Here is a 20,513-nt window from a genome sequence, read left to right as displayed (position 1 = left end):
ACGGTGGTGCTGGACGTGCCCCCCCAGGACGTGATCACCCGGGACAACGTGACCGTCAAGGTGAATGCCGTCGTTTACTTCCGGGTGGTGGATCCGCTCAAGGCGGTGGTGCAGGTCGAGAACTTCCTCTACGCGACGAGCCAGGAGGCCCAGACCAGCCTGCGCAGCATCCTGGGACAGGCCCACCTCGACGAGCTGCTCTCCGAGCGCGAGCGGCTGGGGGTCATGCTCCAGGAGGTGATCGACCAGCACACCGATCCCTGGGGGGTGAAGGTGACCCAGGTCGCGGTCAAGGCCGTGGACCTCCCCCTGGAGATGCAGCGGGCCATGGCCAAGCAGGCGGAGTCGGAGCGGGAGAAGCGGGCCAAGATCATCCACGCCTCCGGCGAGCTGGAGGCCTCCAAGCAGCTCACGCAAGCAGCCGAGACGCTGCAGGCCCAGCCCGTGGCCCTGCATCTGCGCTACCTGCAGACCCTGACCGAGATCGCGGCCGAGAAGAACTCCACCATCATCTTTCCCGTGCCCATCGACTGGATGAAGGCGCTGGGGAGGGAGAAGTGACGGATCGATGAGGGTCCCCGAGGCCGAGCCCGAAGGCAGCAACCTGACCCTGCGGGGCAGGATCGAGGACTCCAGCGTCCCCGAGCTGCTGAGGTCGGTGCTGGGCAGCGGGGAGACGGGGGTGCTCACCTTCCGCGGCGGGCAGGTCACCAAGAGCCTGTACCTCCACATGGGGCGGGTGGTCTACGCCAAGAGCAGCAACCCCGATGAGCGGATGGGGGAGAGCCTGCTCCTGCAGGGCAAGATCACGGTCCGCCAGTACCTGGACGCCAGCCAGATGATCCGGCCCGGGCGGCGGCTGGGGACGGTCCTGGTGGAGATGGGGGCCCTCGAGCCGGAGGACCTGCTCCCCGCGGTGGAGCAGCACGTGAAGGAGATCCTTCTCGACGTCTTCACCTGGACGCGGGGCGAGTACGAGCTGATCATGAGCGAGCCTGGCCTCGACGATGTGGTGACCCTCAACTTCTCGATGGAGAACCTCATCCTGGAGGGCATCCGCCGGACCCGCTCCTGGGGCCTCATCTATCGGGGGATCGGCACCATCGACTCCGCTCCCGTTCCCACGGGCAGCACGGAGGTGCTCCACAAGCTCGAGCTGACCGACGAGGAGCAGGAAGTCCTGACCCATGTCACCGGCCGGGCCTCGGTGGAGCAGATCTGCCAGGTCTCCTACCTCTCGAACCTGGAGACCTGCCGCATCCTCTGGGCTTTCCACGTCCTGGGCGTGATCCGGCGCGGCCAAGCCGAAGAGGCGGTGGCGGCGGGGGCGGGGGTGCTCGCGCGGGAGCGGGAGATGGATCTGGAGGGTGTGGTCGAGAAGTTCAACCAGATGCTGAGCCGGATCTACGCCTTCCTGCGTGGACGGAGCGGGGACGACGTGGACGACTTCGTGGCCACGGCCCTGCAGCGGGTCTCCGGCCGCTACGAGACGCTGTTTTACGGGCTGGACCTGAAGCAGTACGGCCGGGCCGATTACGATCAGATGCTGGCCAACGTGGCCGACCTACCCCCGGACCAGAGGAAGAGCCTCATGCTGGCGGGGCTCAACGAGCTGGTGGGCGCCATCCAGCTCGGGGTGCGGGAGCGGCACGGGGCAGAGGAGGAGGCGGTGGTCTCCGGGATCATCAGGGACGGGTTCCGGAAGCTGGGGGCCTGACCCCCGGCGACACGAGCGGAGAGGCAATGGCTCAAGACGACTACTACTACGAGATCCAGCTCACCAACAAGCAACTGGTCTTCTATTTCATGGCCGGGGCCACGGGGCTCATCCTGAGCTTCCTGGCCGGGGTGATGGTGGGCAAGGGCGTGGACTCCGGGGGGGGCGAGGTGCTGGCCGCGCGTCCCGTGCAGGAGGAGCGCGTGGTGGGGGAGGAGGCGCCGGCCAAGGCGCCTGCGCCCGCCGCCCGGGACCTCACCTACGCCCAGCGGCTGGAGGCGGAAAAGACCGACGACACCCTGGATCGAACCAAGGCAGGGACCGCCGGCTCCGGCCCGTCCTCTGGCCCCAAGCCCTCGGCCGCCAAGGCAGCGCTGAAGAGCGCGCCCGCCCCCGCCCCGGAGGTGGCTCCGCCCGTCGCGGGAGCGTCCCCCCGCGCCGAGCCCAAGCCCCCGCCCGCCAAGGCTGCTCCGGAGGCGGCTTCGGCGGCGAAAGCGGCCCCTGCCGGCAAGGGTCCCGCCTTCACGATCCAGGTCGTGGCCCTGAAGGACAAGGTCACCGCCGAGTCCGTGGTCGCCCATCTCAAGGAGAAGGGCTTCTACGCGTACGTGGTCTCGCCGGAGGGAGACAGCGCGGGGCTCTTCAGCGTGCGGGTAGGCAGCTTCAACACGCGCTCGGATGCGGAGCGGACGGAAGTGAAGTTGCGGGATCAGGAGAAGTTCAAGCCCTTCATCGTCAAGCAGCAGTGAGCGCGCTTGCTCCCCCGGTCCTGCGGCTCCCGCCGTGGGCCCGCAAAGGGAGTCCCCTCCTGCCTGCGGCTCGGGGCCTGCGCCTGCTCCTGCGAGAGCAGGGCCTCACCACCGTCTGCGAAGAGGCCCGCTGCCCGAACCTGGGCGAGTGCTTCTCGCGCGGCACCGCCACCTTCATGCTCCTGGGCGACCGGTGCACCCGCCGCTGCGCCTACTGCTCGGTGGCCACCGCCCGGCCATCCCCCCCCGACCCCGGCGAGCCGGCGCGGGTGGCGGAAGCGGCGGCTCGCTTGCGCCTCCGCTACGTGGTCCTGACCGCGGTGGCCCGTGACGATCTCCGGGATGGAGGGGCCGGCCACTTCGCGGCCGCCATCGGCGCGCTGCGGGGCCGCCTTCCCGGGTCCAAGGTCGAGGTGCTCGTGCCCGACTTCAAGGGCGACGCGGACGCCCTGGCCACGGTCCTGCGGGCCCGCCCCGACGTCTTCAACCACAATATCGAGACCGTCCCCCGCCTCTTCCCCCGCGTGCGGCCCCAGGGGGGCTATGCCCGCAGCCTGCGCCTCCTGGCCGCGGCCAAGGGGCCGGACCAGGTCACCAAGAGCGGCCTCATGGTGGGCTTGGGCGAGACGGACGGCGAGGTGGACTGTGTCCTGCACGACCTGCGGTCGGCGGGAGTGGACATCGTCACCATTGGTCAGTACCTCCGGCCGACCCGGAGCCATGCCCCCGTTCACCGCTACATCGCCCCCGAGGGCTTCCGGCGGTTCGAAGAGAGGGCACGCGGGCTGGGCTTTCCCACCGTCTACTCCGGCGTCTTCGTGCGCTCCTCCTTCAACGCGGAGGAGGTGGCCGGGAGGCACGGATCCCCGGCGGGGACACGGGAGGTCGCAAGGGCGGATTCTTGAGACCGATCCCACGGCAGGAGGGCCTGGCCGTCCTCTCGGGTGTCCTCCTCGCCCTCTCCTTCCCGAAGTTCGGCCACGGCGCGGTTGCCTGGGTCGCCTTGGCCCCCCTCCTGATGGCGCTGCCCGGAGCCTCCGGGGGGCGGGCCTTCCGCCTCGGCTATCTGACGGGTGCGGTCTCCTCCCTGGGGCTCCTCTACTGGACGGCCCTGGTCGTCATCCAGTATGGAGGCCTCGCCTTGCCCGTGGGCATCGCGATCATGGGCCTGCTCTGCGCGGCGGTGGCCCTCTTCCCCTCGCTCTTTGCGCTGGTGGTGTCGCGCTGGCTCCAGGCGCTGGGGCCCAAGGCCCTCCTGCTGTCGCCGCTGGCCTGGGTTAGCACCGAGATCCTGCGCACCCACACCTTCTTCAACTTCCCCTGGTGCCTGCTCGGCTACAGCCAGCACCGGAACCTCCCCTTCATCCAGATCGCGGCCGTGACCGCGGTCTACGGAGTCTCCTTCCTGGTGGCCCTGTCCTCCGCGCTTCTCGCCTACCTGACCGCGGAGAGCCGCCCCCGCCCGCGACGGGCAGCCGCCCTCGCCCTTCCCCTCCTCCTGGTCCTGGTCTGGCTCCAGGGCACCTTCGTTCTATCCCGACCTCTCCCGGAGACGGGCCGGATCCGCGTGGGGCTCGTGCAGGCGGCCATCCTCCAGGAGGAGAAGTGGGATCCGGAGAGCGCCCAGCAGAACGTCGCCCGCCACGTCCAGCTCACGGAGGAGGCGGCCGCTCGGGGGGCGCGCCTGGTCGTGTGGTCAGAGTCGGCGGTGCCCTTCTACTACGACCGCACCCCCGAGCTGGCCGCGGATCTCCAGGAGCTGGTTCGGCGCCGGGGGATCTACCTGCTCTTTGGAAACGACGACCGCGACGACCAGCCCGACGGCCGCTACCGCGTCTTTGTGGGGGCCAAGATGCTCACCCCCGAGGGGCGGCTCGCCCTCCGCTACCACAAGATCCACCTCGTGCCCTTCGGGGAGTACGTGCCGCTGCAGCCCCTCCTCACCCTGGGGGGGCGCTTCGCGGCCAAGCTCGTGGAGCAGGTCTCGGACTTCACGCCCGGAAGCGAGCCCGTGGTGACCACCGCCGACGGTTACCGCCTGGGGGCCTTCATCTGCTACGAGGCCATCTTCCCGGGGCTGGTGCGGGGCTTCACGGCCCGGGGGGCGGACCTCCTGGTCAACATCACCAACGATGCCTGGTACGGCCGCACCTCCGCCCCCTACCAGCACCTGGCCATGGCCACCTTCCGGGCGGTGGAGAACGGCAAGTACCTGGTACGGGCCGCCAACACCGGGATCACCGCGGTGGTGGATCCCCGGGGGCGCGTGCTCGAGCCCACCCGGCTCTTCGACCGCACGATTCTCGTGCGGGATGTGCCCATCGTGCCGGGCCGCACCTTCTATTCCCGCTACGGCGACGTGTTCGCCTGGTCCTGCCTGGCCGCGGCCGCGGGCCTGACCGCGCTGCGAAAGCGCACCTGACGGTAGAATTGAGCATCGGGAGGCGTCATTGCGATTGACCCAAGAGATTTCGCAGCGGTTCGATCAGCTGGTCGCGAGGGCCGCGGACATCCGCGGCTATCTTTGAGCAGGACAAGCTGAAGAGCGAGCTCGCCCGCCTCGAGGAGAAGATGGCGGGGCCCGACTTCTGGAAGGACCAGGAGGCCGCCCAGACGGTCCTGCAGCGCCGCAAGCGCATCGAGGGCGACCTCGATCTCCTTAAACGCCTGCAGAGGCAGGAGGACGACACCCGCGTCCTCCTGGAGTGGCTAGAGGCGGGGGAGGACGTCGAAAAGGAACTCCAGGCCTCGCTGGCCGCCTTCGAGTCAACGATCGAGGGGGCGGAGTTCCAGAAGATGCTAGGCGGCGAGCACGACCGCGCCAACGCCATCCTTTCCATTAACTCCGGAGCGGGGGGCACGGAGAGCCAGGACTGGGCGGAGATGCTCCTCCGCATGTACCTGCGCTGGTGCGACGGCAAGGGCTTCAAGCGAGACATCACCGACATCCAGCCCGGGGAAGAGGCGGGCATCAAGAGCGCCACCGTGCTCGTGCAGGGAGAGTATGCCTTCGGCTACCTCTCCACGGAGGTAGGCGTGCACCGGCTGGTGCGGATCAGCCCCTTTGATGCGGGGGCCCGCCGCCACACCTCCTTCGCCTCCGTCTTCGTCTGGCCGGAGATCGACGAGGACATCAAGATCGAGATCCAGGAGAAGGACATCCGCGTCGACACCTACCGCTCGAGCGGGGCGGGGGGCCAGCACGTGAACGTGACCGACTCCGCGGTGCGCATCACCCACCTGCCCTCCGGCATCGTGGTCTCCTGCCAGAACGAGCGCAGCCAGATCCGCAACCGCGACGTGGCCATGAAGGTCTTGAAGTCGCGTCTCTACGATCTGGAGCGGCAGAAGCAGCGGGCGAAGCTGGACGCGGTGGAGGCGGCCAAGAAGGACATCGCCTTCGGCAGCCAGATCCGCTCCTACGTCCTTCACCCTTACCAGATGATCAAGGACCACCGGACGAAATTCGAGGTGGGAGACGTGGCGAGGGTGCTGGACGGGGACCTGGAGGGCTTCATCAAGGCCGCCCTCATCGCGCGGGCCAAGGGCACCCTGGGCCCGGCCGTGGCGGAGGGGGACTGAGCCGGCGCTGGCGGCTCCTGGGGGCCGCCCTCATCCTGGCGCCGGCGGGCTGTCGCGGCGCGGCCGCGGTGGCCCCTCCCACCTCCGCCGGCCCCGGGGCGGGGGAGATCGTGTACGAGCGGACCCAGGGCGGCCGCGCCGGCCTCTACCTTGTTCCCGCGGGGGGGGGCGTGGAGCGTCCCCTTCTCTCGCCCCCCGGGGACGACACCCTGCCGCGCTGGACGCCCGACGGGCGGGCTGTCATCTTCACGTCGGAGCGGTCGAGCCGACCCCAGCTCTGGGAGGTCCCGGCCCAGGGGGGGGAGCCCCGGCAGGTGCGCAGCAACGGCCACACGGAATCCCAGGCCGACGTGTCCCCGGACGGGAAGCGCATCGCCTTCCTCTCCGACGCCGATGGATCCCAGTGCCTGTGGATCCTGGAGCGGGCCACGGGGGAGGCACGGGTCTTGGTGCGCCATGGAAAGGACTCCATCCTGGGCAACCCGCATTGGAGCCCCGACGGCGGGCGGATCGTCTTCTCCTCCAACGTCCACATCGGCCACCAGATCTACATGGTGGTGGCGGCGACGGGCGAAGTAACGCGTCTCTCCGGCCTGACTTCGGGGGGCTGCGAACCGCGGTTCAGCCGCGACGGCGGCAGGGTCGTTTACGTGAGCCGCGGCCACCGGCGCCCCACCAGCCGCCTCGTCGAGCACGACCTTGCCCGCGGGGAGGAGAGGACGCTCGTGGACTGGCCCGCCCTCAACTACGACCCCGTCTACTCCCCGGACGGATCTGAGATCGCCTTCGCCTCCAACATCACCGGGGAGTGGGTCATCTACCGCCAGCGGCTCGGGGACGGAAGATCCTGGCGGGTGACCTTTGGCCCCGGCGCGGCCCGCTCCCCGGACTACCGGCCCGCGCTTCCCTGAGCCGGCCGCCGCTCCTCCGCCCCCGCCAGGAAGCTCTTCGAGGCCAGGTACTCGTCCCGCGGGAAGAGGTCGGTGTTGATGTCGGTGAGGGACGTGCGGTCGGCCTCGGGGCCGATGACGGTGGGGCCCCGCTCCAGGGCGTCGGCCAGGAGCTCCTCCAGGTCAAGCCCCGCCCGACCGTAGTGGGAGCGCACAAAGGGGTCGCGCATGCGGGCCCGCACCGCGTCCAGGTCGAAAACCATCTCTTCGTTGCTGCCGATGAGGGTGTCCTGGAACTTGAGCACGTGGGGGAAGACGCTCACGAAGGTGTCCCGCACGCGGCGCGTGGGCGCCCAGGTCACGCCGAAACCGCCCGGGCGCAGGCGCCGCCGCAGGAGCTCGAAGTACTCGCGGGAGTACAGGTTTCCCGAGTAGGCGGATCCCGCGCGCAAGGCGTCCGCCTCGATGAGGTCGTAGCGCTCCTGGCCGCGCATCAGCTGGGAGCGGCCGTCCGCGAACACGTAGCGCACCCGCCCGTCGCGGAGGAGGAGGTCGAGCCCGGAGTACCGCCGGGGGGGGAGCCGCTCCAGGGTCCGGAGCTGGCAGGCCACGATCTCGATGCAATCGACGCGGGTCGTCTCCGGCCGCCCGGAGGCCCCAAAGAGGGTGTCGCCCGAGCCCAGGCCGATGATGGCGATCCGCTCCGGGCGCGGGTGGAGCATGGCGGGGAGCGCTCCCAGGAGCGTGTGGTAGCCGCCGTAGGGGAGCGAGCTCTGGCCGAGGCCGTTCACGTAGACCACGGTGGTTTCCCGGGTGCCCTCCCGCTCTTCCTTGAGGAGGGCCAGGCCGGACCCGTCCTCGGCGAAGAGCACGCGGTCGGGGGTCGTGCCGTGGAGCCTGGCCCAGAGGACAGCCGGGGAGGGGCTCACGAGCGCGGTCACACCGGTCGCGAGGAGGGCGCCCAGATAGCCGAGCCAGCGCCCCCGGGCGTCCGCGGGCCAGCGCGCCCGTGCAAAGAGGAGCAGAAAGACGGCGCCCAGGGCTAAGAGCAGGCGCAGCGACCAGGCGGTGCCGAGCCGGTGGAGCAGAAAGACGCCGGTGAGGCCGGCTCCGATCATGGAGCCTACGATATTGGCGGTCTGCAGCCAGCCCACCCGGCGTCCGAGGAAGGCGAGGTCGGTCTGGACCGCCCGCTGGAGGTAGGGGAAGCTCATCCCCATGAGGAGGGTGGGGGGGCCGATCAGGTAGAGGGGGACCGCCCCGTAGAGGAGGGCGAACTGCCGGGCCAAGTCGCGGGTGAAGGGGGCCACGCTCCCCGCCCGCAGGGCGAAGCGCTGGAGGGCGCGGACGGCGGCGTCCAGCTCGAGCGTCTCGTACCCGCCCAGGTAGCCCGCGAGGGGGCGCAGGGCCGCGAAGCGAGGAAGCCCATAGATCAGAAGGCCGAGGGAGAGGCCGGCGTAGAGAGGGATCCCCGACTGCAGGAGGAGGAAGGTGAGGGCCGGCCGCCGCGCGCGACGCGCCCAGCGGCTGGCCAGAAGGGCCCCGACTCCGAGCCCGCCCAGGTAGATCCCGAGCAGGGTCGCAAACGTGAAGGAATTCGACTTGAGGATGGTCCCGAGCAAGCGGAACCACAGGATCTCCAGGGACAGGGCGAGGAAGCCGGAGAGGGAGTAGATGGCGATCCAGGCGGGGAGGCGGAAAGGGGTCCGCTCGAGGGGAGCCGCCCCCGCCGCCGGCGGGGTCTCGGTGACGGCCCCCGCCCGCCCGGCCAGAAGGAGCGCCGCCCCCGCGCAGGCCAGGTTCAAGAGCGCCCCCACCAGGATCGATCCCCCGAAGCCGAGCGCGCGGGCCAGGATCCACACCGTGGTCAAGGCGCCTCCGGCCGCGCCCAGAGTGTTCCAGCCGTAGAGGGCGCCGATCCGCTCCGCGGAGCGCGGCGCATCCTCTGTGAGCACCCGGGCCAGAAGGGGCAGGGACAGGCCCATGAAGAACGTGGGCCAGAGCAGGGTCAGGAAGAGGACGGCGGCGACCGCCGCGGAAGGCAGGGGCCGCTCGCCGAGCCGGAGATAAAGGACCCCGTAGATGAGGGGCACGCTCACGAAGGCGAAGGCCGAGATCGCGGCCTCGCAGAGGGCGAAGGCGAGGAGCCGTCCCCGCGGGTGGAGGCGGTCGGCGAGGTGGCCACCCGCCAAGCTGCCGAACCCCAGCCCGCCCATGAAGGCGGCCACGATGATCGTGACCGAGTAGACATCGGCCCCGCTGAAGAAGGTCAGCAGGCGCTGCCAGACCATCTGGTAGAGCAGGGCCGCGAACCCGCTCGTGAAGAAAAGGGGCAGGAAGAAGAGGTGGAGGGGATAGCCGGGGGCCGGAGGCGCGGGGCGGGGGCTCTCGCTCAGGGCTGCCCCGCTCCTGTGGCCCCGGAGAAGCCCCGGGGCTCGGTTCCGGCCACGAAGGCCTCCATCTGCACGCCGGGGGTGCCCGGCGCCCCCGGCTGACCGAACTCGTCCACGGGCACGAAGACTATGTTGCCGGGGATGGGGTACTCCTCGATGGGCTTGTCCTTCATGACCCTCTCCCAAAACTCCATCCAGATGGGCAGGGCCGCGTGGCCGCCGCTCTCGTCCTTGCCCAGGGAGTCCTTCTTCTCGTCGAAGCCCACCCAGACCCCGGCCGCGAGGGTGGGCTCGAAGCCGATGAACCAGGCGTCGGTGAAATCGTTCGTGGTCCCGGTCTTGCCGGCGATGGGGCGCCGGAGCGATCGGGCCCGCGCCGCCGTGCCCCGCTCCACCACCCCCCGGAGCAGGCTGGTCATGATGTAGGCGGTGTCGGCCCGGATGGCATCTTTGGCCTGGGGCCTCGTCTCTTCGATGATGTTGCCGTCGCGGTCCGTGATCCGCGTGATCAGCGTGGGCTTCATGCGCAGGCCCTGGTTGGCGAAAGTGGCGAAGGCGGCCGTCATCTCGGTGAGGGTGGCCTCGCCCGCCCCCAGGGCAATGGGGAGGTAGGGAGGGAGCTCGCCGCCCAGGCCCAGCTTGCGGGCGTACTCGATCCCCGTCTCCACTCCCAGGGCCTGGAGGGTCTTGACGGCGGGGATGTTCCGGCTCTGCTCGATGGCCTTGCGCACGGGGATGGGTCCCAGGTACCGGCCATCGTAGTTGCGGGGGGCCCAGATCGTCTTGTTCCAGGGATTGGGGAAGGAGATGGGGGCATCCACGATCAGGGTGGCCGGGGTCCAACGCAACCTCTCGAGGGCGGCCGAGTAGATGATCGGCTTGAAGGCCGAACCCACCTGGCGCCAGGCCTGGGTGGCCCGGTTGAACTTGCTCTGCTCGAAGTCGTAGCCACCCACCATGGCCTTGACCGCGCCCGTCTTGACCTCCAGGGCCAGGGCCGCCCCTTCCACCTTGGGCTCCTGCTCGAGGAGCACCCGGGCCTCCTTCTTGCCCCCCCCGTCGCTCAGAGACTGGAGGAGAAAGGGGGCGACCGCCCCCCGGGGAAGCACGTCGGAGACGCTCCGCTGCCGCGTCCAGGCGATCTCGGGGAGGCCCACCCGCGCCCGGTAGTCGCCGATCTGGACCAGGGCCAGGGTGCGATCGCAGGCGAGGACCACCCCGCGCACCACGTCACCCTCGGCCATGGGCCAGTCCCACTCGTCCAGGTGGATGGGATCCGGGAAGGCTCCCTCCTTGAGCACGGTGGCGGTGGGGCGGACAAAGCCGCGGGCCCGTCGGTCCAAGAGCCGGAGGCCCCGGCGCAACGCCGTCACGGCCGCCCTCTGCATCTCGGGGTCCAGGGTGGTGTAGACCCGGAGGCCGCCCTGGTAGATCCGCTGGCTCCCGTACTCTCGCTCCAGGTACTTGCGCACCTCCTCCAGGAAGTGGGGCGCCATGGAAGGCGGATCCCGGTGGGGATGGAGGCCGAGGGGCGTGGCCGCGGCGACCTCGGCCTCGGCGGGGGTGAGGTACTTCTCCTCCGCCATGCGCTCGATCACGTGGTTGCGACGGGCGAGAGCCCGCTCGGGGGACTCGAGGGGGGAGAGCCGGGAGGGGTTCTGGGGCAGGCCCGCGATCAGCGCCGCCTCGGGCAGGGTCAGCTCCTTGATGGGCTTTCCAAAGAAGAACTGGCTTGTGGCCTCCACCCCGTAGTTGCCGTGTCCGAAGTACACCTGGTTGCAGTAGAGGGTGAAGATCTCCTCCTTGGTGAAGTTCTTCTCGATCTGGAAGGCCAGGATCACCTCCTTGATCTTCCTTTCGTAGGTCTTCTCGGGGGTGAGGAAGAGCAGACGGGACAGCTGCATGGTGAGGGTAGAGAACCCCTGGCCCTTCCGTCCGCTGCGGTAGTTGGCGAGGGCGGCCCCCGGCACCCGCCAGGGGTTGAGCCCCATGTGCTTCCAGAAGTCGGCATCCTCCACGGCCACGATCGCGTTGCGCAGGACGGGGGGGATGTCCTTGAAGCCGACGATCACGCGCTTCTCGATCGCGAACTCCCCGAGCACGGAGCCGTCGGCGGCGAAGACCTGGGTGATGATGTTGGGCTGGAAGTCCTCGAGGGAGGCGACCTGGGGCAGGTCGCTCTCGTAGGCGAAGAACACGCCGACGAGCGACCCGCTGAGGATCGCGCCCACGAAAAGGATGGTCACGGCCGCGCGGCGCAGACTGAGCGGTCGGGGCGGGGGCAGTCCGGCGAAGGCCGCCATTAAACGAAACTATACCCGCCCGTCGGCGCCCGCAGCAAACGCGGGCCCGGGGAGACGGACTCTCAGCTCTTGTCCTTCTTGGGGCGGGGAGGCTCCGGCCGTGGGGATTGGGGCGCGCGCTGCGGCTCCGACCGCCCCCGGGGCGGGGTGCGCGGCTCGCCGCGGGCGGCTGGACTCTCGGTTCGGGGGTGGGAGGAACCCTCGTCCCGCGTTCGGGACGCGCCCTCGTCCCCATGCCGGGAGCCGCCCTCGTCGCGGGCACGTGCTCCCTCCTCGCCTCCCCGCGGGTGCGGTTCGCTCAGAGGCTGGAACATGGGTCGGAGCACGTCGCGGTCGCGGTCCCCCGGTCGGGTGCTGTCGTTCCGGCGGGTCTCCTCGTCGCGGGCCCGGGCGGCCTCCCCGGGCCGGTCCTTCTGGTCGTACCGGGGCGCGTCCTCCTGGATCACGGGGCGGGGGTGGCCGCGCACCATAGGAGCGGGGATGCTCGTGGTGTTGTCGGTCTTGAGCTCGGGGACGGTGTCGCCGACGGTGGGTCGGGTGCGGATGTTGCGCGGCACGGCTGCCTCGCCCTCGACCAGCCGGAGATCCCGCGTCGGCCGGGCCCGCGGCTGCTCCACCATCCGCACGTCCTTGACCAGGGCCGGGTCCACGCGGCGCCGAGCCAGGTCGCGAAGCCCCATGTCTCCGCGGCGGGCGAAGGTCCAGGCGCCCATCTCGGTGTTGGGCGCGCCCCGGGGAACCGCGTAGCCACGGGAGCTGGTCTCGGCCACGACCACGGGCCGGTCACGGTAGCCGAGCGGGCACCAGCCCACGTAGTCGCCGCCCTGGCCCCAGGAGACCCAGGCCGGACCCCAGACGTTGCCGGGAATCCAGTACCAGCCGAGAGCCAGGGAGTGGCCCCAGCGGCCGTAGTGGGAGGGCGCCCAGCCCCAGGTCTCGTTGGGGACCCAGGTCCAGCCGTAAGCGGTCCAGACCCAGCGCCCGAAGGAGTAGGGGCGCCAGCCCGCCCCCACGTACGGCCGCCACACATAGCCCACCTCGGTCTCGTAGTACCAAGAGCCGTGGGCCTCGAAGTCGCCGGCGTAGGGATCGAGCTCCCGGGGAAGGTAGCGCCGGCTATTGCCGGCCCAGGCCTCCCGGTTCGCGCGATCTCCCTCCCAGCGCGCGAACTCATCGGCCTCCCCGCGGTCGAAGGGGCGGGGGCGCTCCGGGCTGTCGCCGCGGCGCGCGTAGGATCGCTCACCCGCGCCCACCGTGACCCGGCGGCGACCCGTCTCCAGCGTTGCCTCTCCCTCGTGGACGGAGAGCCGCGTCTCCCCGGAGTCGACGTCGACGCGGTACACCCCACGCTCCTGGGTCAGGACCAGGCCGCCCGGGGTCTCGATCCCAAACAGAGGGTTGTCGGTGTTGCGCGAGCGAAGATAAAGGGAGCCAGACCAGAGCCGGAGGATGATCCGCTCCGTGCGGCCTTCCTCGTGGGCGGTGTAGTCCAGCTTGCTGCGGCGGTCCAGCCGGACGAAAGTACCGTCCAGGAACTGGAACTCCGCCCGGCCCGTGTCATCGGTCCACACCCGGTCTCCGGGAAGGACGGGAACGTTGGGGGTCGCTTCTTCCGAGCCGGCTTCGGTGGCTCGCTGCAGGGTCACGCCGGGCTCCAAGTAGCCGATCCGGCCGTGCCGGTATCCGTCCTGGGCGATGACCGACGTGCCCGCCGCCAGGACCATGAGCGACAGGGGCAGGATGCGATTCATGCGTGCTCTCCGGAGCCCGTTTGGTGGGCCACTCCGGCCGCTTTCAAAGCAAGCTCCGTGCCGGGCCTTTGTGCCCTTGAGGGACGTTCTATCAACAACTTACAGCCGAACGGCCGCCCCCCTGTCCTCCCTGAGTGCGGCCTCCGTCCCCCCTGAGTGCCGGTCGCCCCCTCAGTCGACGATGATGAGGGTATTGGTCCGGGCGTCATAGACGACGTCCCCCCGGACGGACAGGAAGCGCTTCAGGAGGGGCGCGATCTCCTGGGCCCGCGCGTAGGAGAGGCGGAAGCGGGCCACGGTGTGGGGGGCGCTCAGCCGCTGCTCCTCCTCCAAACGGCGCCGCGCGGCCGACTCCTCGCCCAGGCGCTCGACGGGCGCGATGCGCAGGATACCGTTCTCTTCTTCGCGCCCGAGGCGGCAGGACCGCAGTGACACATCGAGCGCCGCCTGCCAGCGCACCTCCGTCAGCTTCACCGTGAGCTTGCAGGAGATGCCGGGGTCAAAGACCGCTTGAAAGCCACCCACCTCGGTCAGGAGGTGGACGATGTCAAGGACGGAGGCGTCCTTGACGTCCAGGGAGATGAGGGCCTCGCCCGCCGGCTGGGGGCCGGGGGCGGCCAGAGCCAGGACCAGCGCCATGAGGCTCGTCATAACGTCATGATAGCGCGGGGAAAGGCGGGGTTGCCAGGAGGGCCTGTCCCTGCTAACCTTTGCGTTTGTCCCGTGGGCCGGAGTGGCGGAATTGGCAGACGCGCACGGTTCAGGGCCGTGTTGGCTTCGGCTAGTGTGGGTTCAAGTCCCACCTCCGGCACCATAGGCACTTTCGGGGGGTAGGGAGGCCGGCCCCCCACGCGCTCATCGCTCCCCCTAAAGCCGCTCCGCGCTCGAGTGAAGCAAAGGCTCCACGGGCGGTGGCACCTCGAGGTCCTATTTTGCGCAGCCCCCGCGATCCGCGACCCGCTCCCCGCCCAGAAACGGGCGCTGCTCGAGGGGAAGCATTGCCGCTCAAGGACCGGATCCTGCATGTGCTCACCGTGGACGGCAAGCCGGTCTCGGTGCGAGAGCTGGTGCGCCGGCTCGACCTGCGGGGGGAGGCACGGCGCGGGCTGAAGGACCAGCTCCGGCAGCTCATCGCGGACGGAGAGGTGGTCCAGATCCGTGGCCCCCGAATCGGCTTGCCCTCCCGAATGAACCTGGTCGTGGGGCGCCTCACCTGCAACCCCGCGGGCTACGGCTTCGTGATCCCGGAGCGCTCCGAGGCGAGCCCTCCTCCCCGCCCCTACCGGACGCGCTCCGCGAAGAGCGGAGGCTCCGGGGCCGGGCCGGACCGGGGCAGTGGCCCCGCGGGGGGAGTGCGTCGGATCGAAGCGACGGCAAAGCGCAGGGAGGCCCCGAAGGACCTCTACGTCTCGGCTTTGAACATGAAAGAGGCCCTGCACGGCGACCGCGTGGTGGCGCGGGTGGAGCGGGTGACGGCCAAGGGTGCGGAGGGTCGCATCATCCGGGTGCTCGAGCGGGCTCAGCAGCGTTTGGTCGGACGCTACGAGGAGGACGGGCGCGCGGGCGGGCGGGTCGTCCCTTTCGACCGCCGGATTCTTCACGAGCTGTTCATCCCCCCCGGCGACAACGGGGGGGCCAAGGCGGGGGAGATGGTCTCGGCGGAGATTACCCGTCCACCCACCGCCACCCGTAACCCCTCCGGTCGCGTGCTCCAGGTGCTGGGCCGTCTCCAGGACCCGGGCGTCGACCTGAAGGTAGTGATGGCCAAGTACGGTCTGCCCGACGCCTTCCCCGAGGAGGTCGAAGCGGAGGCGGCCCGGGTGCCCAGCCAGGTGGGGCCCGCAGACGTGGTCGGCCGCACCGACTTCCGGCCCTGGCTCACCGTGACGGTGGACCCCGAGACCGCGCGCGACCATGACGACGCCATCAGCCTGGATCGCCTCCCCCATGGGCACTGGCGGCTGGCCGTGCACATCGCGGACGTGGCCCACTACGTCCGCGAGGGCAGCCTCCTGGATCAAGAGGCCTACCTGCGCGGCACCTCCGTCTACTTTCCCGACCGGGTGGTGCCCATGCTGCCCCACCCCCTCTCCAGCAACATCTGCAGCCTGGTGGAAGGGGCCGACCGCCTCACCCAGTCGGTGGTGATGGAGATCGACGGCAAGGGGCGGGTGAGGAAGGCCGAGTTCCACGACGGCGTCATTCGGAGCGCCGCCCGCATGACCTACCAGCAGGTGCAGAAGATCGTGGACGGGGAGGCCGAGCTCCGGGCGGGCTTCGCGCCCCTGGTCCCCCTGCTGGAGGGCATGGACGAGCTGGCCAAGCTCATGCGCGCCCGTCGATACGAGCGGGGCTCCCTGGACTTCGATATTCCGGAGCCAAAGCTCGTGCTCAACGCGGCGGGAGAGATGACGGGAATCGTGGCCAGCGAGCGGCTGAACAGCATGCGGGTCATCGAGGAATTCATGCTTGCCGCCAACGAGGCGGTGGCGGAGCGCCTGACGGGGGCCGGGGTGGGGGCCCTTTTCCGGATCCACGAGCAGCCCGACCCCCAGCGGGTGGAGGAGTTCTGCGAACTGGTGGCTTCCCTCGGCTACCGCCTCCCCGGCAACCTGGAGGGGGTGCGCCCGGAGGACTTCCAGCTCATCCTGCGCCAGATCGAGGGCAAGCCCGAGGAGAAGCTGGTCTCCTACCTGCTCCTGCGCACCATGAAGCTGGCCCGCTACCACGAGGAGAACCTCGGCCACTTCGGCCTCGCCACCGAGAGCTACGCGCACTTCACGAGCCCCATCCGCCGCTACCCGGATCTGGTCGTGCACCGCTCCCTGCGCGCGCTGCGTCAAGGACGCGACCCCGCACGCGAAGCCCAGCTCCGGGAGGCCCTCCCCGAAATGGGCCTCCATCTCTCGGAGATGGAACGGCGCGCGACGGAGGCGGAACGGGAACTCACGGAGTGGAAGAAGGTCCGCTTCATGGCGGACAAGCTGGGGGAGGTCTTCTCCGGCTACATCACCGGGGTCCAGGCCTTCGGTCTCTTCGTGGAGCTGGATGAGATCTACGTGCAGGGCCTGGTGCACGTCTCCTCCATGATCGATGATTACTATCTCTTCAACGAGAAGGCCCACACTTTGAAAGGCGAGAACACCCGGAAGGTCTACCGCCTGGGCGACAAGGTCGAGGTCCAGCTGGTCCGGGTCGACTTGGAGCGTCGCCAGCTCGATTTTGCGCTCCCGGACGCGCTGGGCGGGCGGCCGCGGTCCGCCGGGGGGCGGCCGACGGCGGTCCGGAGAGGGCGGCCGACGGAGGCCCGGGGGGGGCGGGGGCGCGGACGAGCCCGGCGCTGACAAGGCCGTACGGATGACGCGAGTGTGACACTTGGTTAGAATGGGGCGACGGTTTTGGATCCGTCAAGCGGGGAGGACCTGAATGTCCGAAGTCCGGAGCGTGTCCTTAAACCTCAGCAGCAAAGAGCTGGTCTTCCTTCAGAAGGTAACCCGCCAGGAGTACCACTTCATCACCGAAGAGGAGCAACAGGCTCGCCTCCGCCTTCGCGACAAGCTGGTGGAGGGATTCTTCGACCAGGCCGAGAACCGGATCGTGCTCAGCCTTACGAGGGACGAGCTGCTGTTCCTGATCAAGGTGGCCCGCGAGAACTACTCCTTCATCGTGCGCACGGAGAAGGAGGCGCGGCTGGCCCTGGCCGCCAAGCTCCACAAGACGGCGGAGTCGGTCTTTGGCGTGACCACCCGCGAGGAGTAGGGGCGCCGCGGGAGCGCGACCGCTCCCGTCCCGCCTGCCCTGAGAGCTCGTGCGCTCCTTCATCGTGGGGACGGCCGGCCACATCGACCACGGCAAAAGCGCGCTCGTCCAGGCCCTGACCGGCACCGATCCCGACCGGCTGAAGGAGGAGAAGGAACGAGGCATCACCATCGACCTCGGCTTCGCCCATCTGGCCCTGGCCGAGGACGTGGTGGCCTCCTTCATCGACGTCCCCGGCCACGAGCGGTTCGTGCGCAACATGCTGGCCGGGGCCCACGGCATCGACGCCGTGCTGCTGGTGGTGGCGGCCGACGAATCGGTCATGCCCCAGACCCGGGAGCACTTCCACATCTGCCGGCTGCTCGGTGTCCCCCGCGGGCTGGTGGCCCTGACCAAATGCGACCTGGCCGACGCCGATAGCCAGGCCCTGGCCGAGATGGAGGTGCGCGAGCTCCTGGCCGGGTCCTTCCTGGACGGCCGTCCCATCGTCCGCGTGTCCGCCCGCACCGGGGTCGGCCTCGAGGGGTTGCGGGGGGCCCTGCTGGAGCTGGCCCGCGAGTCGCCCCCCCGCGTGGCGGGGGGCCTGCTCCGACTGCCCGTGGACCGCGTCTTCACCCTCCGCGGCTTCGGGACCGTGGTCACGGGCACCCTCGTCTCGGGGACCCTCAACGTGGGGGAGGAGGTGGAGATCCTGCCCTCCGGGCGGCGGGCCCGCGTGCGCGGCCTGCAGATCCATGGCGAGGGCGTGGAAACGGCGGCGGCCGGAAACCGCACGGCCGTGAACCTGGCCGGCCTGGAGGTGGAGGACCTTGCGCGGGGGGATGTTCTCACCCGCCCGGGCACCCTGCGCCCGACGCGCATGCTGGACGCGGAGTTGACGCTCCTTCCGGGGGAGAAGGCTCTCGCCGACCAGTCGCGGGTGCGGGTCCACGTGGCGAGCGCGGAAGCGCTGGGCCGCGTCCGCGTGCTCGGGGGGGGGCGGGCGGAGCCCGGGCGCACCGCCCTCGTTCAGCTGCGATTGGAGCGACCGGTGGCGGCCGGCCGCGGGGATCGGCTCATCATCCGGTCCTACTCGCCGGCAGTCACCATCGGCGGGGCCCAGGTTCTTGACTCCCTCCCCCCCGCCCGTCGGCGCGGGGGAGTCGCCCCCCTGGAGCGGCTGGCTGCCGCGGGCAGCCCCTCGGAGGCGGCGGTGCGCATGATCGGGGAGGCGGACACCGCCGGCATCGACGCCCCCACCCTGGCCGCGCGGCTCACCGTGGCCGCGGGCGCGCTCGGGGCGGAGCTTTCCGGTCGGGAAGACGTGATCGCCCTCGGCCAGGACCCGATCTCATTCCTGTCCCGGGCGGCGATGGAGACCCTGTCGCGGGCCACCCTCGACCTTCTCGATGCTTTCCATCGGGAGAACCCCCTGAAGGCGGCCATGGCCCGCGAGGAACTGCGCCGGCGCCTCTTCATGCGGTCCCCGGCTGCCGCCTTCGAGCGGGTCCTGGCGTCGCTAGCGGCGGGGGGCGCGGTGCGGCTCCTACCCGATGCGGTCGCCTTGGCCCGGCACACGGTGACCCTCTCCCCCGGGGAGGAGGAGGGGCGGGCCACCCTCTTGGAGGCGGCCCTGGGCGCGGGCCTGGCCGGCCTTGAGGTGCGTGCGCTGGCCTCCCGCACCGGCAAGGACCCGCGTCTGCTCGAGCGGGTGTCCCGGGTGCTCCTCGGCGAGCACCTCCTCGAGCGGGTGGGGGAGGGCGGGCTCGTCCATCGTGACCACCTGGAGTCGCTCAAGACCGAGGTGCGAAAGCGTTGGCCCCCGGGTTCGCGGCTCGACGTGGGTGGCTTCAAAGAGCTGACCGGGCTCTCGCGCAAGTTCGTGATCCCGCTCCTCGAGTACCTGGACCGGGAGAGGGTCACGCGCCGCGCCGGCAACGACCGCCTGGTCCTGATGTAGCGGTACAATCGGCCTGGCGTCGGGGGACGGCCTCCGGTCGCGGGGAAGGGGGGGTGTGGCGGCAGCGGACGAACCCGGGGAGAGGCGGAGCAGCGGCCTTCCACGCGTCCCCTTCGTGCGGCGATGCGCGGCGGAGTTCGAGGATACACGCTCCGCGAGCGCGTTCCTGATCAACATCAATGTCCTCGGATGCTATGTGGCCATGGACGAGCTGCCCCGCCTCGGCCAGCGCCTGGTCTGCCGCTTCCGCCTTCCCGAGAGCGAGAACGAGGTGGCGGTCGAAGGGGTCGTGGCCTGGACCAACCCCCGCCAGCAGCATCCCGTGCACAGCCTCCCCCCGGGCTTCGGGGTCAGCTTCCGCAACTTGTCGCCGGCGAACCAGAAGTGGATCGAGGCGGTAATGCGGGACTACGCGGCCCGAAAATCGGCGAGCTAGGCGCGGGGGGACCCGCGAGCGCCCTGGGCGCGCTCAGACAAACAGGCTGATCGGATTCTCCAGCAGCCGCCGAACCTCGGCCAGGAACTGGGCGGCCAGCGCCCCGTCCACCACCCGGTGGTCGGAACTGAGCGTGACCTTCATCCGGTGCCCGACGCGGACGGCGTCCTCCGCGACCACCGGTACCTTCTGCACCGCCCCCACGGCCAGGATGGCACTCTCCGGGGGGTTGATGATGGCGGTGAACTCGCTCACGTCGAACATGCCGAGGTTGGAGATGGTGAAGGTGGAGCCCGTGAACTCCTCGGGCCGGAGCTTCCTTTCGCGGGCCCGCCCCGCCAAGTCCCTCACCTCCTGCGAGATCTTCAGCAGCGACTTGCGATCTGCGTTCCGGACCACGGGAGTAATGAGGCCGTCCGGGATGGAGACCGCCACCCCCACGTGCACTTCAGCGTGGGTGGCGATGCGATCCCCCATGAAAGAGGCGTTGACGAGCGGGAAACGAGGGAGAGCCTTGGCGCAGGCCTTGATCACGAGGTCGTTGAACGAGATCTTGGTGTTCTCACCCTTCAGGAGCTGATCACGCAAGGCCACCGCCGCCCCCATGTCGACGTCCACCGTCACGTAGAAATGCGGGGCCGTGAACTTGCTCTCCGAGAGCCGCTTGGCGATGGTCTTCCGCATGTTCGAGAGCGGGATCTCCTGGCCGGGGGCTACGGAGGGGAACGGCACCACGCTCGGACCGGGCCCCGCGGCGGCGAGGGCGGCGGGCGCGGGGCCGGCCGCCGCGTAGCTCTCGATGTCACGCTTAACGATGCGGCCACCGGGACCGCTGCCGGACACGGCGGCGAGGGGGATGTTCTCGCGCGCGGCGATGGCGCGGGCCAGGGGGCTGGCCTTGACGCGGCCCCTCCCCCCCGCGGGCGGGGGAGGGACGGGGGCGGCGCGCGGGCCGGAAACGGGGGTCAGGGGGACGGGAGCGGCCGCGGGCGGG

16 protein-coding genes and 1 tRNA gene are annotated in these 20,513 nt (G+C 70.3%); 12 read left to right on the top strand and 5 right to left on the bottom strand.

Going from position 1 to position 20,513, the window contains the following annotated elements:
• The 7 genes from VN461_04430 to VN461_04400 all read left to right on the top strand — a co-directional run.
• The coding region (locus VN461_04430; GenBank protein HXB54005.1) for a slipin family protein at positions 1 to 561 on the top strand (561 nt) is incomplete at its 5' end.
• Positions 562 to 568: 7 nt separating this feature from the next.
• A complete protein-coding gene (locus tag VN461_04425; GenBank protein HXB54004.1) occupies positions 569 to 1,717 on the top strand; it encodes a DUF4388 domain-containing protein in 1,149 nt (382 codons plus the stop codon).
• 26 nt (positions 1,718 to 1,743) lie between these two features.
• Complete coding sequence (locus VN461_04420; protein HXB54003.1) at positions 1,744 to 2,466, top strand: SPOR domain-containing protein; 723 nt, start codon at positions 1,744 to 1,746, stop codon at positions 2,464 to 2,466.
• Positions 2,463 to 3,371: a lipoyl synthase gene (gene lipA, locus VN461_04415; protein ID HXB54002.1), complete on the top strand. Its 909-nt coding sequence runs from the start codon at positions 2,463 to 2,465 to the stop codon at positions 3,369 to 3,371. Before VN461_04420 ends, lipA begins: the two co-directional genes overlap by 4 nt.
• Entirely contained in the window at positions 3,368 to 4,888 is a 1,521-nt protein-coding gene (lnt, locus tag VN461_04410) for an apolipoprotein N-acyltransferase (protein HXB54001.1), read from the top strand. The genes lipA and lnt overlap by 4 nt, the downstream gene beginning before the upstream one ends.
• 34 nt (positions 4,889 to 4,922) lie before the next feature.
• Positions 4,923 to 6,048 (top strand): peptide chain release factor 2 gene (prfB, locus tag VN461_04405; GenBank protein HXB54000.1). Its coding sequence is split into 2 segments (ribosomal slippage): positions 4,923 to 4,991 and positions 4,993 to 6,048, totalling 1,125 coding nucleotides; the frame shifts between segments, so codons are not numbered across the junction.
• Between the two features lie 68 nt (positions 6,049 to 6,116).
• Positions 6,117 to 6,959: a hypothetical protein gene (locus tag VN461_04400; GenBank protein ID HXB53999.1), complete on the top strand. Its 843-nt coding sequence runs from the start codon at positions 6,117 to 6,119 to the stop codon at positions 6,957 to 6,959.
• On the opposite strand, the gene VN461_04395 is transcribed toward VN461_04400, so the two are convergent.
• The 4 genes from VN461_04395 to VN461_04380 form a co-directional block, all read right to left on the bottom strand.
• A complete protein-coding gene (locus VN461_04395) occupies positions 6,938 to 9,241 on the bottom strand; it encodes a fused MFS/spermidine synthase (protein HXB53998.1) in 2,304 nt (767 codons plus the stop codon). The two genes, VN461_04400 and VN461_04395, sit on opposite strands and share 22 nt — an antisense overlap.
• An 89-nt stretch (positions 9,242 to 9,330) precedes the next feature.
• On the bottom strand, positions 9,331 to 11,634 hold the full coding sequence (locus VN461_04390; protein HXB53997.1) for a PBP1A family penicillin-binding protein: 2,304 nt from the start codon (positions 11,632 to 11,634) through the stop codon (positions 9,331 to 9,333).
• Positions 11,635 to 11,696: 62 nt separating this feature from the next.
• Complete coding sequence (locus VN461_04385) at positions 11,697 to 13,385, bottom strand: DUF6600 domain-containing protein (protein HXB53996.1); 1,689 nt, start codon at positions 13,383 to 13,385, stop codon at positions 11,697 to 11,699.
• A 171-nt stretch (positions 13,386 to 13,556) separates the two neighbouring features.
• Positions 13,557 to 14,036 carry a secretin N-terminal domain-containing protein gene (locus VN461_04380; protein ID HXB53995.1) on the bottom strand — a complete coding sequence of 160 codons (480 nt, stop codon included), beginning with the start codon at positions 14,034 to 14,036 and terminating at the stop codon, positions 13,557 to 13,559.
• A gap of 76 nt (positions 14,037 to 14,112) precedes the next feature.
• Between VN461_04380 and VN461_04375 the strand changes: the two genes are divergently transcribed.
• The 5 genes from VN461_04375 to VN461_04355 all read left to right on the top strand — a co-directional run bounded on the left by VN461_04375 (position 14,113) and on the right by VN461_04355 (position 19,519).
• A tRNA-Leu gene (locus VN461_04375) sits at positions 14,113 to 14,199 on the top strand.
• A gap of 184 nt (positions 14,200 to 14,383) precedes the next feature.
• The gene (gene rnr, locus VN461_04370; protein HXB53994.1) at positions 14,384 to 16,729 is read left to right on the top strand and encodes a ribonuclease R; all 2,346 of its coding nucleotides are present in this window, start codon (positions 14,384 to 14,386) and stop codon (positions 16,727 to 16,729) included.
• Positions 16,730 to 16,811: 82 nt separating this feature from the next.
• The gene (locus VN461_04365; protein ID HXB53993.1) at positions 16,812 to 17,144 is read left to right on the top strand and encodes a hypothetical protein; all 333 of its coding nucleotides are present in this window, start codon (positions 16,812 to 16,814) and stop codon (positions 17,142 to 17,144) included.
• Between the two features lie 49 nt (positions 17,145 to 17,193).
• Entirely contained in the window at positions 17,194 to 19,083 is a 1,890-nt protein-coding gene (gene selB / locus VN461_04360) for a selenocysteine-specific translation elongation factor (protein ID HXB53992.1), read from the top strand.
• Positions 19,084 to 19,138: 55 nt separating this feature from the next.
• Complete coding sequence (locus VN461_04355; GenBank protein HXB53991.1) at positions 19,139 to 19,519, top strand: PilZ domain-containing protein; 381 nt, start codon at positions 19,139 to 19,141, stop codon at positions 19,517 to 19,519.
• A 33-nt stretch (positions 19,520 to 19,552) separates the two neighbouring features.
• Here VN461_04355 and VN461_04350 read toward each other — a convergent pair.
• On the bottom strand, positions 19,553 to 20,513 hold a 961-nt coding region (locus VN461_04350), incomplete at its 5' end, for a dihydrolipoamide acetyltransferase family protein (protein ID HXB53990.1).

Source organism: Vicinamibacteria bacterium (genome assembly GCA_035570235.1).
Lineage (GTDB): Bacteria > Acidobacteriota > Vicinamibacteria > Fen-336 > Fen-336 > DATMML01.
Note: the sequence above shows the minus strand (reverse complement) of the source record. Positions and strands in the feature narration are given on the sequence as shown.

What these genes read in the sequence shown, in the direction of transcription:
- VN461_04420 (HXB54003.1), top strand. Translation starts at nt 1,744, where the DNA reads ATGGCTCAAGACGACTACTACTACGAGATCCAGCTCACCAACAAGCAA.
- VN461_04365 (HXB53993.1), top strand. Translation starts at nt 16,812, where the DNA reads ATGTCCGAAGTCCGGAGCGTGTCCTTAAACCTCAGCAGCAAAGAGCTG.
- VN461_04385 (HXB53996.1), bottom strand. Translation starts at nt 13,385, where the DNA reads ATGAATCGCATCCTGCCCCTGTCGCTCATGGTCCTGGCGGCGGGCACG.
- VN461_04390 (HXB53997.1), bottom strand. Translation starts at nt 11,634, where the DNA reads ATGGCGGCCTTCGCCGGACTGCCCCCGCCCCGACCGCTCAGTCTGCGC.
- VN461_04425 (HXB54004.1), top strand. Translation starts at nt 569, where the DNA reads ATGAGGGTCCCCGAGGCCGAGCCCGAAGGCAGCAACCTGACCCTGCGG.
- VN461_04380 (HXB53995.1), bottom strand. Translation starts at nt 14,036, where the DNA reads ATGACGAGCCTCATGGCGCTGGTCCTGGCTCTGGCCGCCCCCGGCCCC.